General features: G+C 44.1%; 12 protein-coding genes. 5 read left to right on the top strand and 7 right to left on the bottom strand.

Annotated elements, in window-relative coordinates; genetic code table 11:
• Positions 1–157 precede the first annotated feature (157 nt).
• From R7H07_RS05510 to R7H07_RS05500, 3 genes are read left to right on the top strand one after another with little or no spacing between them, the layout of a single operon-like run.
• Positions 158–1,276: a glycosyltransferase gene (locus R7H07_RS05510; RefSeq protein ID WP_206959212.1), complete on the top strand. Its 1,119-nt coding sequence runs from the start codon at positions 158–160 to the stop codon at positions 1,274–1,276.
• On the top strand, positions 1,269–2,459 hold the full coding sequence (locus R7H07_RS05505; protein ID WP_206959211.1) for a glycosyltransferase family 2 protein: 1,191 nt from the start codon (positions 1,269–1,271) through the stop codon (positions 2,457–2,459). The genes R7H07_RS05510 and R7H07_RS05505 overlap by 8 nt, the downstream gene beginning before the upstream one ends.
• A 10-nt stretch (positions 2,460–2,469) precedes the next feature.
• Complete coding sequence (locus R7H07_RS05500; protein ID WP_005377654.1) at positions 2,470–3,108, top strand: sugar transferase; 639 nt, start codon at positions 2,470–2,472, stop codon at positions 3,106–3,108.
• Positions 3,109–3,127: 19 nt separating this feature from the next.
• Here the strand turns inward: R7H07_RS05500 and R7H07_RS05495 are convergent, their stop codons facing one another.
• From R7H07_RS05495 to hrpA, 5 genes are all read right to left on the bottom strand, one after another.
• Complete coding sequence (locus R7H07_RS05495) at positions 3,128–3,517, bottom strand: ATP-binding protein (protein ID WP_005377656.1); 390 nt, start codon at positions 3,515–3,517, stop codon at positions 3,128–3,130.
• A gap of 126 nt (positions 3,518–3,643) precedes the next feature.
• Positions 3,644–5,224 carry a BCCT family transporter gene (locus R7H07_RS05490; protein WP_005377659.1) on the bottom strand — a complete coding sequence of 527 codons (1,581 nt, stop codon included), beginning with the start codon at positions 5,222–5,224 and terminating at the stop codon, positions 3,644–3,646.
• 362 nt (positions 5,225–5,586) lie between these two features.
• Positions 5,587–6,102 (bottom strand): outer membrane beta-barrel protein, encoded by a 516-nt coding sequence (locus R7H07_RS05485; protein ID WP_042522922.1) that lies wholly within the window; start codon positions 6,100–6,102, stop codon positions 5,587–5,589.
• Positions 6,103–6,301: 199 nt separating this feature from the next.
• Positions 6,302–6,781: an outer membrane beta-barrel protein gene (locus tag R7H07_RS05480; RefSeq protein ID WP_021033871.1), complete on the bottom strand. Its 480-nt coding sequence runs from the start codon at positions 6,779–6,781 to the stop codon at positions 6,302–6,304.
• A gap of 182 nt (positions 6,782–6,963) precedes the next feature.
• Positions 6,964–10,950, bottom strand: a complete 3,987-nt coding sequence (gene hrpA, locus R7H07_RS05475; RefSeq protein ID WP_170960422.1) for an ATP-dependent RNA helicase HrpA — start codon at positions 10,948–10,950, stop codon at positions 6,964–6,966.
• Between the two features lie 185 nt (positions 10,951–11,135).
• Here hrpA and R7H07_RS05470 point away from each other — a divergent pair, with 185 nt between their 5' ends.
• Positions 11,136–11,720, top strand: a complete 585-nt coding sequence (locus R7H07_RS05470) for an FMN-dependent NADH-azoreductase (protein WP_206959210.1) — start codon at positions 11,136–11,138, stop codon at positions 11,718–11,720.
• A 94-nt stretch (positions 11,721–11,814) separates the two neighbouring features.
• On the opposite strand, the gene R7H07_RS05465 is transcribed toward R7H07_RS05470, so the two are convergent.
• Positions 11,815–12,189 carry a hypothetical protein gene (locus tag R7H07_RS05465; protein WP_025766684.1) on the bottom strand — a complete coding sequence of 125 codons (375 nt, stop codon included), beginning with the start codon at positions 12,187–12,189 and terminating at the stop codon, positions 11,815–11,817.
• Between the two features lie 75 nt (positions 12,190–12,264).
• Positions 12,265–13,569 (bottom strand): MipA/OmpV family protein, encoded by a 1,305-nt coding sequence (locus R7H07_RS05460; RefSeq protein WP_054574175.1) that lies wholly within the window; start codon positions 13,567–13,569, stop codon positions 12,265–12,267.
• Between the two features lie 235 nt (positions 13,570–13,804).
• Between R7H07_RS05460 and R7H07_RS05455 the strand changes: the two genes are divergently transcribed.
• On the top strand, positions 13,805–14,149 hold the full coding sequence (locus tag R7H07_RS05455; RefSeq protein WP_042522920.1) for a hypothetical protein: 345 nt from the start codon (positions 13,805–13,807) through the stop codon (positions 14,147–14,149).
• Positions 14,150–14,158 lie beyond the last annotated feature (9 nt).

Below are 14,158 nucleotides of genomic sequence, written 5' to 3'. Positions count from 1 at the left end.
ACAGCCTCATAGCATGTCCACTAATATGAATCTCAAATTGAGAATAAACATAAAGTCTCACAAACATCAATATTAACCTATTGTTTTTAAATGATTAATTTTTTGGCACGCAGTCTGCAACTCCTAAATAAACAAAGAACTCAACGAGGGTTTGAAAATGGAATTCAGACAAAAACACAATAACACTAAGCACAGCAAAAAAGTGATATTACACGTCGTGCAACACTTAGCTCCTGGTGGTCTAGAAACGCTCGTACTAGAAATGATTCGTTTTGCGCAGCCAAACCATTCCGTTTTTGTCGTGAGCTTAGAAGGAAGCAAAGAACATGCACTACAAGGCTGGCAAAAACTATTGCCCTACCAAGGCCAACTGCACTTTCTTAATAAGAAACCTGGATTCAGCGGAAAAACCATCAGTACGCTGACTTCCATGCTCAAAGGACTTAAGCCTGACGTGGTCCACACCCATCATATCGGCCCACTTCTGTATGGTGGTATTGCGGCACGTTTAGCGCACGTACCTGTAGTTATTCATACCGAACACGACGCATGGCACCTTAATAACAAAAAATCAGCTCGACTACAGTCCCTTTTGCTAAAAATGATTCGTCCACATGTGGTTGCCGATGCGAACTTTGTCGCCGAACAAATCCAGACAAAACTGAATTACCGCAAAGTCTGCACCATACATAATGGGATCGATTGCCAGAAATTTCAAAGCGGTAACCAAGCAACCAAGAGAAACTTGTTTGGGCTTCCAGCCAACAAAACCGTGATTGGAGTGGCTGGACGTTTAGAAGCAGTTAAAGGCCATAAAGTGCTTATCGAAGCCTTCTCTCATCTTGCGCCAAACACACACCTAGCCATTGCTGGAGATGGTTCTCAGCGAGCTCAATTGGAAGCACAAGTTAGAACGTTAAAACTTGAAGATCGAGTAACCTTTTTAGGTTTGGTGGACGATATGCCCAGCTTTTACCAAAGCCTAGATTTGTTTTGCTTACCATCACTTCAAGAGGGCTTTCCTCTCTCAACCCTCGAGGCTCAAGCATGTGACATTCCTTGCGTCGCGACGGATGTTGGCGGCGTGAAAGAGACGCTCTGTCCGAACAACAGCACACTGGTTGAAGCAAATCGCGTGTTTTCGTTGGCCGAAACGTTATCACAGCAACTGGAATCATCACACCATTCTCCTCGAACTTTTATTCTCAAACACTTTGATATCAGAGACATGGTGAGTCGCTACTCACGTTTGGCCAAGGAGGCTAGCTATGAATGATTTACTTTGGATTATAGGGTTTGGTTTATCCGCGTTTTTGATTGTCTATCATCACGTTGGGTATCCACTGCTCCTTAAGTGGCTTCCTTTAAAACAGCAAGACGAAACCAAAGCACCATTTGTAGAGCGAGCTTACAAAGCCTCCAAAACAGACAGCCAGCTACCCTCTATTACTGTCATCGTGCCCGCCTACAATGAAGAACAATGGATAGCAGAGAAGATCCGTAACCTTGCGAGCCTAGATTACCCAAGGGATAAGTTAAGAGTAGTGATCGCATGTGATGGCTGCACAGATAACACAGCCGAGATTGCTCAAGCGACAATTCAAGAAGCAATCTGCTCTGATACTCTGTTCATTATTAATGATCACCAAATCAATCGCGGTAAAGTTGCCCTACTCAACGAAGAAATGCGTCATGTTAGCTCGGACATTACCGCACTGAGTGACACGTCGGCATTGATTTCTTGCGATTCTCTGTTGCTAGCTAGTCAGCATTATCAAAATGAGAACGTTGGAGTGGTTAACGCAACATATCAAATAATGAGCACTAATAACCAAGGTGAAGCGGCGTATTGGCAATACCAGTCTCGAGTAAAGCACCAAGAATCCTTGTTAGGTTCAACGATTGGTTCCCACGGTGCGTTTTACACTTTCAGAACTCACTTATTTGAACCACTGGAAGTTAGCACCATTAATGACGACTTTATTCTCCCTATGAGAATCGTTTTGCGAGGCTATAGCGCTATTTACGAGCCAAACATGCTGGCTCTTGAACTAGAACAGAGCTCAGACAACGCAGATTTCAAGCGGCGCCTAAGAATTTCAGCGGGTAACATGCAGCAGCTCATGCAATTAAAGAAATTACTACTACCTCGTTATCGTGGCACTGCCTTTGCATTTCTATCGGGAAAGGTTCTGCGCTTAGCAACACCCTATTTGATGATTGTTTGCTTTATTTGCTCACTACTACTGGCACACAATCCGCTGTTTCAAGTAATGATGTCCGCACAAGTTGGTATTTATAGCATCGCGCTTATCACTTACTTGATGCCAGCACTTAACACAATTAAACCTTTTAAGCTGATTAGCTACATCGTCATTGGTCATCTCGCCAACTTTATCGGCGGTATGAAGTATTTACTCGGAATGGAAAATGGACGTTGGAAACGCGTCAACCAATAAGGAAAGCATCATGAAAAACTCACGCTACGATTCAAATGTATGCCACGCGAAAAGAACGTTTGATGTACTGGTTGCAATGCTTATTTTGGTCGTCACTGCACCACTATTCCCATTTATCGCGCTAGCGATCAAAACCACATCGAAAGGCCCTGTGATTTATCGCCAATTGCGAGTAGGACGCTGCACACCAGAAAAAATGGATCTTTTTCAAATCATGAAGTTTCGCACCATGTATATTGATGCAGAGCAACGCTCTGGCGCAGTATGGGCAACTGAAAATGATCCCCGCATCACGCCAGTAGGACGCTTTTTACGCAAAACGCGTTTAGATGAACTACCTCAACTGTTTAATGTGTTGAGAGGTGAAATGTCGATGATTGGGCCGCGCCCAGAACGCCCTGCTTTCTACCAGAAATTGGAAGATGAAATCCCCTATTTTGTAGAGCGCACATATGGCGTGTTACCAGGTATCACAGGCTTAGCTCAGGTTAACCAAGGCTATGATGCATGCATTGAAGATGTAAGACGCAAAGTTGGGTTTGACCACAGTTACGCACTAAGCTTAGGTTCGTTTTACTCTTGGATTTCAATGGACCTTTCAATCATGAGCAAAACATTCGTTGTGATGATTGACGGACGAGGTCAATAACTTCCGGTTCTGGTAACGGTCATTCTTGCCACTGGCGTCGCATCTTTTCTATCGTCGCTGGTGGTACATCATGAATGCTTTGATACGCTCCGTGGCACACTTTAATTTCCACCTCGATGCGCTTCTTCATGCAGTAGTCCATGTAACGCTTCATCTCCCAATGTCGAACAAACGTATTGCTCACAATCACGACTCTCCCTTTGTTCAACCACTTTCTAGTTTGCTGAAAACACCACTCATGCGCTTGAGGTAATTGAACTGGTTCAAAGTGATAATCACCTTCATCATTTTCAAAATACATGTCAGCTTCAAAATGCTTAGCACCAAGCTCTATCGCTAGTTGTTTTGCTAAGGTTGTTTTACCTGAACCCGGAAGTCCACGAATAAGAATGAGTTTAGCCAGTGACATAATGCAGTTTAATGAGGTGGGAATAAGCCTAAACTGTAACGAAATTATTGGAAAAGAAAAGTAGAAATAAAAAATGCCGAGCACATTAGGCTCGGCATTTAAACTCAATCATGGATCGTGTTGTATTTATTTGTAAGCTGGCAGTTCTGTTCTTAACCCTTTCACCAAACTTACGCACATCAACAGCAGAACAAAAGTAAACGGTAATCCTGTTGCAACAACACCTGATTGCAATGCTTGCAGGGCTTCTTTACCACCAACCCAAAGCATTACGGCTGCAATTGCACCTTCAATACACGCCCAGAAAATGCGTTGCGGTACTGGTGCATCAATCTTACCACCGGCGGTAATACTATCGATAACCAGTGAGCCAGAGTCTGACGATGTAATAAAGAATACCAGAATCAGCACGATAGAAAGCATTGAAATCACTGAGCTATACGGAAGCGCATCGTAAACATGGAACAGAGTCAATGAAATATCAGTTAGGCCATTTGCACCTAGCTCACCAACTTTATTCACCACTTGGTCAAGCGCGATACCACCAAACACAGACATCCAAATCAAAGTAACAACTGTAGGAATAACGATGACTGCGAATAAGAATTCTCGAACCGTACGACCTTTAGACACACGCGCGATAAACATACCAACAAACGGTGACCAAGATACCCACCAAGCCCAGTAGAATACCGTCCAGCCGTGCATCCAAGTTTCATCTTCACGACCGTGAGGGTTACTCAATGGAATAATATTTTCAATGTAAGCCATTGTTGTGTCGCGTAGCGAGCTCCACGCCGTATCAAACGTGATGAAGGTAATGAAAATAAGCAGCGCAAACGCAACCACCATATTGACGTTACTCAGTAGCTTAACACCACCATCAATACCACGAATCACTGATAGCACCGCGATAAAGGTAACGAAGGTGATCACAATCATTTGTGTACCAATGCCGCCTTCTAGACCAAAGACATGATTAATACCACTGGTCGCCTGCTGAGCACCCAGACCTAGCGACGTTGCAAGACCAAATAGCGTCGACAAAACGGCAAGGATATCAATAACGTGACCTAACCAGCCCCATGCACGGTCACCAAAAATTGGATAGAACGCCGCGCGCAATGAAAGTGGTAAACCTTTGTTAAAGGCAAAAAACGCTAATGCTAGTGCAACGAGTGCGTAAATACTCCAACCATGTACACCCCAGTGGAACATAGTGGCACCCATCGCGAGGGATTTTGCTTCTTCGGTGTATGGTACTGCGTTAAGTGGCATTCCCCACCAATCAGTGAAATACGCGGTCGGCTCAGCCACACTCCAGAACAGAAGACCAATACCCATACCCGCGGCGAAAAGCATCGACAACCAAGAAACGGTTGAGTGATCCGGCGTTGCTTCTTTGCCTCCTAAGCGGATTTTACCTAGCGGAGAAAAAAGAAGAGCAACGGCGAACAATAAGAAGAAGTTTGTCGACCACATAAAGAACGCATCAAACTGTTCGATAATTCCGTTTTTTAGACCGTTTAATACGTCTCGAGCAGTGGTTGGCTCAACAAGAAGAAGTGAAATCAGACAGAAAACAACGAGCCCCGCACTAATGCCAAAAACCGGGTTATGTATATCGAATCCCCACTTTTGAACGTTATCCTGTCCAACCTGATAATCGGTTGTATCAATACTATATTTTTTAAATGCATTATCCATAAATACAAATTTAACGTGAATTTGAAACGCCCCTCAGGTGAGAAGAACTCCAATACCGCCCTCCATTAATTTGAACTCTAAAGTTTTAAAGCGGGACGAATTTTAGCAGCAATCACATATTTTTGCAAAAAGTCGTGATTTATTGCATTTTAAGCTCAATTCAAGACAGATGAAGGGGAAATAATATCAACACAAAAATTATGAGGTCTAACGATTGATTTTGTCGTAGGTTGTAGACTAGAAAAGACACAAGAAATACTTAAGTTCATAGCCAGTCACTGCGCAAATAGAGAAGACCTGCGCTGATTTGGTTTCACAATTAACGACGAAACCAAATCAGCAAACCTTTCATCCAGCGAGCGTTATAAGAAATGGAAGGTGATGTTCCCTGTTACGCTGCTAACGGTATCGCTATCGCCTTCAATATCCACGCCAAACGCTTGATAACTCGCGCCCACAGACACATTGTCAAGCAAGAAGTATTCGGCACCAACACTATACATGTAAGAGACGCCATCATCTTTGTCTAAGTTTCTCAGTCCGCCGTCATAATCAACGTTGAATGCATTGATGCCGCCTTTTGCGTAAACGTGTAACGGGCCGAAGTCGATACTAGGTTTCGCCGCTAAATAGAATGAATCAAAATCAGCACTACCCCTGCTGCCACTCAAAGATAAATCCACTTTGCCGTGATTAAAGTAGCCTGCTTCAATGCCAATGAACGGCAAAATACCAGTACCGACATGAATACCGTAGGTTGTATCATTTTCGCTGTCGATATCGGACTGACCAATTTGGCCACCAGCGTAAATCCAAGAGTCAGCCATTGCTGACGTTGAGCACAACGTTAGAGCGAATAACGAGAGTGTTTTTTTCATACTATCCCTTCCTGATCGATTCCTAAGCGAAACATTACGCAAATATGCGCATTTAATCACCACTATATATTGGAAAGCATAGGCATTTTAAGACTCTAAAAGTGAATAATTTATGTTCAACTTTTGTTTTGTGACTTCCAGACAAAAAAACACCGACATAAAGCCGGTGTGTTTCATATGGTGTTAGAAAGCTTGACGCTTATAGGAAATGTAGTGTTGCGTTAACAGAGAACGTGCTGATATCGTCTTTACCAGCAGTGTAGTTCATGTAGCTAGCACCAACAGACATCGGGCCAAAAATGAAGTACTCAGCACCCACACCGTACATTAGGTCCAAATCGTCATCGTCTTTGCCGCCTTTCACTTTTTTGTCCCACTGATGGAAACCACCTTTTGCGTACACGTGTAGCGGACCGAAGTCGATGCTTGGCTTAAGTGCTGCGTAGTAAGAAGTTAGCTTAGTGTCTTGACCATTTACGTTGAACTCACCGTGTTGTGTTACACCAGCTTCAACACCAATGATAGGTAGAATGCCTGTACCAACGTGAACAGAGTATGATGTGTCCGTCTCACCTTTGTAGTCAGACTGACCTACTGTTGCACCACCGTAAATCCAAGAATCCGCCATTGCCGCAGAAGATGCGCCAAGTAGCGCCACTGCTAATAGAGTTTTTTTCATCATCTACCTTTACTCTTTATTATTCCCACGTCTGCATAACTCAGTCGTTGGTACTACAAATAAAGGGAGGCGAACTATTGCCTCCCAGAACTAAAAAATAATGCTTATTGAGTTACTAGCAATTAGTGTACCAGCAACTTCTTAAGCGATAATTACAAATCTGACACTATTTTACTGGTTGATTAGCAAGCATCAATCGCGTTTTTGACTCGTTTATCAGAAACAGGATAAGGAGTGCCTAATTGTTGAGCAAAGTAACTCACGCGAAGCTCTTCAATCATCCAACGCACTTCTTTTACATTTTCAGGAATGGCCACACCTTTCGGGATCTTGTTCAGCAACTCTTTATAGTCTTGAGTCACAGATTCAATCTTCAGCATATGTAAACGATCTTTGTTTGGATCGATTGGCAACTTCTCCATACGACGCTCTATCGCGCGCATGTAGCGAAGAATATCCGGCAAGCGTTTCCAGCCACATTCCGTTGCAAAGCCTTTGAAGATCAAGCCTTCAATTTGTGCTTTGATATCGGACAGAGCAAACGCCATTGTGAAGTCGATCTTGCCTTTTAGCTTCTTATTGATGCTAAACGCCGTGGTCAGAATAGTCTCAACCTGTTGAGCAATCTCTACAACGGTGTCACCCAATTCAGCACGAACGTGTTCTTTCAACGCTTCGAACTTCTCTGGCTCCCAAACTAAACCACCCTGCTCTTCAATAAGCTTATCGACACCACAGGCAATGCAGTCATCTATCAGATCAAGCACTTTGCCGTATGGATTAAAGTACAGACCCAGCTTCGATTTGTTCGGTAAGTTGGCGTGCAAATATTTAATTGGCGACGGTACGTTCAATAAAATTAGGCGACGCTGACCAGCACGCATTGCCGTTATCTGCTCGTACTCCGTTTCGTAGAGTTTGATTTCAACGCTGTCTTTGGTATCAACAAGCGCCGGATACGCTTTTACATCGTAGCCGCCACGTTTTTGTTGATACACTTTCGGCAATTCTCCAAAACTCCACGTATGCAGACCTTGCTGTTCGATATCGTCATCCGCAACTTTGGAAAGCGTTTCTTGAACTTTGTCTTTCAAACTTTCTTTCAGTTCATGAAGGTCTTTGTTTTCCTTCAGTTTACGATTTCGGTGATCAACCGCACGAAACGTGACTTTCAAGTGCTCAGGTACTTGTTCCAAGTTCCAGTCTTCACGCAGCACTTCTACGCCCGTCATGCGTCGCAACTCTTTCTCCAATGAATCTAACAGCGGCGCTTCCATTGGCGTAACGCGTGCTAAGAATGCATCGGCATAGTTCGGCGCAGGTACAAAGTTCTTACGAATTGTCTTTGGCAACGATTTAATCAAGCTAACCACAAGCTCATGGCGTAAACCTGGGATCTGCCAATCAAAGCCCGCTGGTTCAACTTGGTTTAAAATCGGCAACGGCAAATGCACTGTGACACCGTCACTATCATCGCCTGGTTCAAATTGGTAACTCAATTTGAGCTTCAAACCATTTTGATGCCAGAAGTTCGGGTAATCCAAATCGGTCACATGGCTAGCATCACCCTTGAACAGCATCTCTTTTTCAAAGTTCAGCAGTTCCGGATTTTCTTTAGATGCCTTTTTCCACCACGTATCGAAGTGTTTGCCAGAAACGACTTCAGTACCAACACGTTGGTCATAGAAATCAAACAGCTCATCATCATCCACTAAGATGTCTCGACGACGAGATTTATGCTCAAGCTCTTCCACTTCTTGCAGAAGCTTACGGTTTTGCTTAAAGAACGCGTGTTTGGTTTCCCATTCACCCTCAACCAATGCACTACGAATGAAGATTTCGCGACTTACGGTCGAATCGATACTGCCGTAGTTGACCAAGCGTTTCGGTACAATTGGTACGCCGTAAAGCATGACTTTCTCGTGCGCCATCACCGCCGCACGTTTCTTCGACCAGTGTGGTTCGCTGTAACTGCGTTTAATAAGGTGTTTAGCTAACGGCTCAATCCATTCTGGTTGAATCTTTGCGATGATACGACCCCAAAGCTTTGAGGTTTCCACCAGCTCGGCTGACATAATCCATTTAGGTTGTTTCTTGAATAACCCCGACGCTGGGAAGATATGAAAGCGAGCATTACGAGCGCCTTGATATTCATTCTTTTCTTGGTCTTTCATGCCGATGTGCGACAGCAAACCAACCAAAATGGCACTGTGTACGCCATGGTAAGAAGCGGGCTCGTCGTTAAGCTTGAACTCCATCTCACGCATCGACTGATGAATTTGGAAGTACACATCTTGCCACTCGCGAACGCGCAAGTAGTTCAAATAGTCTTGCTTACACTGTTTGCGGAACTGATTGCTAGACAAGGCTTTTTGCTGCTTTTGGATGTATTCCCACAAATTCACAAATGTCAGGAAGTCCGACTCTTCATGGAAGAAGCGACGATGTTTATCGTCTGAAGATTGTTGTTTGTCGGAAGGACGCTCGCGTGGATCTTGAATCGACAAGGCAGCTGCGATGATCATCACTTCTTTAAGCGCACCATATTTTGGCGCTTCCAATACCATACGCGCCAAGCGCGGATCGATTGGCAAACGCGCTAATTGGCGACCAATGGAAGTCAGGCGCTTTTTCGGGTCTTTTACCTCAGAGTTAATCGCACCAAGCTCTTCCAGCAAACGTACGCCGTCTTGGATGTTACGTTTATCCGGTGCTTCCACAAACGGAAACGCTTGAATATCACCCAAACCAAGTGCCGTCATTTGCAAGATAACCGACGCTAGATTGGTACGTAGGATTTCAGGATCAGTAAACTCTGGGCGTGACTCAAAATCTTCCTCTGAGTACAGACGAATACAAATACCCTCTTCCACACGACCACAACGACCTTTTCGCTGGTTCGCACTCGCCTGAGAAACTGGCTCAATTGGAAGACGCTGAACCTTAGTACGGTAACTGTATCGACTGATACGCGCCGTACCCGGGTCGATAACGTACTTAATGCCCGGAACAGTTAGCGAGGTTTCTGCCACGTTGGTTGCCAGTACAATTCGGCGACCAGTATGAGGTTGGAAAATCTTATTCTGCTCACCTGCCGACAAACGCGCGTAAAGCGGCACAATTTCCGTGCTCTTCAGATTACGTTTGGACAATGCATCTGCGGTATCACGGATTTCACGTTCACCGTTCATGAAAATCAGGATGTCACCTAAACCTTCATCGCACAGTTCGTCTACCGCTTCGAAGATGCCTTCAAGCTGGTCACGATCATTGTCGTCATCACCGCTTAGTGGGCGGTAACGTGTTTCTACTGGGTAAGTACGACCCGATACTTCAATGATTGGTGCATTGTTGAAGTGTTTTGAGAAGCGTTCTGGGTCGATGGTTGCCGACGTGATGATCACTTTCAAATCAGGACGACGTGGCAGCAACTCTTTCAAGTAACCCAAGATGAAATCGATGTTAAGGCTGCGCTCGTGCGCTTCATCGATAATGATGGTGTCGTATTGATTCAAGAAACGGTCATGCTGAATTTCAGCCAACAAGATACCGTCCGTCATCAATTTGATTTGGGTATTTTCAGAGATCTGATCGTTGAATCGAACCTTGTAACCAACAAACTCACCAAGCTTGGTTTCCATCTCTTCGGCAATACGGTTAGCAACCGAACGCGCTGCAAGACGACGAGGCTGAGTATGACCAATCAGGCCAAATTTACCGCGACCAAGCTCAGCACAGATTTTTGGTAGCTGAGTGGTTTTACCAGAACCGGTTTCACCCGCGACGATAACCACTTGGTTTTCTTCGATCGCTTTCGCAATATCGTCGCGTTTTTGGCTTACAGGCAGGATTTCTGGGTATTCAATCGTTGGTTTGTAGTTGCTGCGCTGCTCTGCAACCATCATGGATTTTGCGATGTCTAATGCGATTTCGTCGAACACAGCATTACGCGCTGCGTCCTTCTTAATTTTGCTTGCACCAGAAATACGTTTACTCAAGCGGAAACGGTCGCGCATCATGCACTGATTCAGCGCTTTACGCAGAGATGCCGCGCTATTCACTTGAGCCTGAGGTGTTTGAGCTTGTTTCGCTGTCGCTTTTTGCGCACCATTTGACGGTGTCGCTTGCTCTTCAGCTAGATTCTTTTTTGGGGGCTGTGACGAAGTCAAAGCGTTTCCTATTCTTTTCATTACAAAAACTGCGCGGATTGTATCACACAAGATCTGTAACAAGATAACCGAAAGCTCATTCAATTTTTTCGAACATGTTCAGCGAATCGCTAGGCTTTTGAACTCACTTACGTTGCTTATAATGGCTCCCATAGTCGAAAGCACTTATTTAAGGAATAACCATTATGTCTCGTGTACTAGCTCTAAAATCAAGCATCCTTGGCGATTACTCTCAATCAAACAAATTGGTTGAAGACTTCATCAAAAATGTAGACCAAGACAAGCTTACTGTTCGTGATTTGGCTGCAAACCCGCTACCTGTTTTGGACTTCGCCGTTGCGACTGCACTGCGCGCTACGGAAGATCTTTCACAAGAACAGCAAGCGGTGGTCGACTTGTCTGACACCCTTATTGAAGAAGTAAAGGCCGCAGACACTTTGGTTATTGCCGCTCCAATGTACAACTTTACCATCCCGACTCAGCTTAAAAACTGGATTGATTTGATTGCTCGTGCAGGCGTGACATTCAAATACACAGAAAACGGCGTTCAAGGTTTGATTGAAGGTAAAAAGGCGATTGTAATAACGACTCGTGGTGGTATTCATAAAGATTCACTAACTGACAACGTTACGCCATACCTACGCACTGTGCTGGGTTTTGTAGGAATCACTGATGTGGAATTTGTTTACGCAGAAGCGCTAAACATGGGTGAAGATGCGGCTGCAAAAGGCATTTCAGAAGCGCAAAGCCAACTTGCAACAATGGCGTAAGTTAGAATAAACCAGAATACAAAAGGGATCGGTTCGCGCCAATCCCTTTTTGGATCCTGATGCCTTGATCGTATTTATAGGGTCTCTTACATCGTCAAAAACGATTCACTTTCTCCAAGTTGCGTATTGCATCGAGGTAGACTTTTTCTAAAGACCGCTCAGCTTCGCTTATCATATTCTCGATCATCGCATTAAACGCGGCATCGCTACGGATTTCTATATTGTCTCCCGCCTTAACGTCAAGAGAGTTGACGTACAACACCAACCATTCATCGCCCTCCAAGTGCCCTTCTCCGTGAATGGCAAAAAAGCGTTTGGCAAATTCAGCGTTGGTACAATTTATCGCTTCAATTTGAAGATTGAATGAGGAGTCGATACTCATGGTGCTTATGCCATCCGATTCATCAGATGCATCACAAACAGCCTTAACTCTGGCACGATATACGAAATTTCTCGTTGAAAGCAGCATAGTATTATTCATCATCACTCATAATGGGCGATAAATAAGTCAGTTGCAAATCCGACATATGCATCTCGCGATGCGCTAAAACTCGAACTGGAAATAAATAGTATTGTAGTTGCTCCCACCTTTAATTCGTCCAAACTGGGAAGCGCTTTCAAAAATCGCCGAGCGGTGATGCAATGAATAGCCCACCCACATATTGTTCCAGCTCTTTTGGTTGAAGAGATCGCCTACATTGACATCAAACGAGAAATCTAGGTAGTTGAGCAACTTGCTTGGTGTATAACCCTTGTCTTCCATTTCTGTGCCTTCAATATAGGTAATGCTATCAATGTATGACACACCTTCCGCTACACCAAATCGCCAAGTCGTAGGCCAATTAACCGTATAATAAGCCTTAATCGCCATGACGTATTCTGTGCTCGCAGACTGAACACTGGACGACCAGTGATGAACCAACCCTGGCGTTAAATAAATATCAAGAGGAAAACCAAACAGCTCATCCGTTAATGGATGCCCATAAAACAATGAAGTAAGTTGATTGTCGTATGGGTCTTTTTCTCTCTCAAAGCTAAATATTTCACCGATGTTCGAAGGCGTCGCCCAACCATGCGCAATACGTAGATATGCTTTATTGCTCAGTGTCGGTTTCGGAACTTTGCTTTGATCGTTGAAAAAGCCAAAACCGACAAACACTTCTCCCTGATATCGATCTTCTACAAGCTGACTGTTGTAGGCGTTATCATCTAAGCGAGTAACACTCGTCTCACCCAATAAATACAAATTTGAAGTTACATGGTAACGCGCTTTAATACCAAGATTGGTGTCAAGTCCAGCTCCAATTCTCTCGCCAGTAATATCCTTAAAGGAATAATATTCACTATTGAAATCAGCGTCTTTGTATCGAATCGTAATCGATGGCTCTAATTCCCAATCCCCAAATACATAATTGGCAGCAAGGCGGTAATTAGAGTGAAACTGGAGTTCGTCGTCCGTCATCAGCTCTACTTCTGCGCGCCAATTGTCGTTAATGCTATAACGCACTTGCCCACCGAAATCGACTCTGTCTCCTTCATTAGCATTTTGTAGCGACATGGGAATATCGACAAATCTCAATCGCATGAGTGCGCTCGCGCGCCAGTCGGAATCACTCTCGTTATGCAAAAAAGCGCCACCTTCAATGCCATTGATATACACATGTTCGTTTTCAAAGAACATCATTGGTACAAATGTACTCACCGTAGAGTCATTATCGGCGGTATAAAACGGAATCGATGCTGTGCGATACATCGCAGCAATCCCCCACGTTTGTTCTTCTGCACCATGCGCAGAAGAAACTGCCGCAGCTAAAGGTAAAGCGAGTGTTGTTAGAATTAATCTCTTCATGAGTTCGAAAAATGTTGGTTGAGAAGCAGGCAAACATCAATGATTTGCCATTAAAAGCTTATGTTCTGCTGATGATAGCCGTTACAATGGAAAATGTTGTCATCCTCGTGACAGTTTGAGTCCCAAGATCATATTAATATTGCACGACTAGGTGAGCTTGTTTGCGAATATTTTACCATTACAACAAGCGCTTAAACTCTAGCTTAGTTCTAAATCAAACATAATGAAGTAAAAAGTGAAAGCATCAGAACTCATCTCTACCTTGAATCATTTACCCGCAGACACAGACATTGTGATGGGAGAAGCATGGCTGCCAGAGAGGTTGATAGGGACTCAACTCGATGGTGACATGTTGTTTTTGCACTTTGATAATGCACCAGAAGATGGTCAAGGTGACGAAGAAGGGCGTGGCTTCGTCGAACACGAAATCGACCTAATTAGAACTCGGCTTCAGCAAATTTTGGATGAAGACAGTGATAACGCGTCAAAAGTCGATGCGATGCTTGGTTTGTTCCTTATGGGACATGAACTTAGTAGCTCGCAAGTTATCGAAATATTAGAAGAAGAAGCTGACACATAAGGAGCCGTT

This window comes from Vibrio sp. Vb1127 (assembly GCF_033338735.1).
In the GTDB taxonomy this organism is placed as follows: Bacteria; Pseudomonadota; Gammaproteobacteria; order Enterobacterales; family Vibrionaceae; genus Vibrio; species Vibrio alginolyticus.
This window is presented reverse-complemented; position numbering and strand designations above follow the sequence as displayed.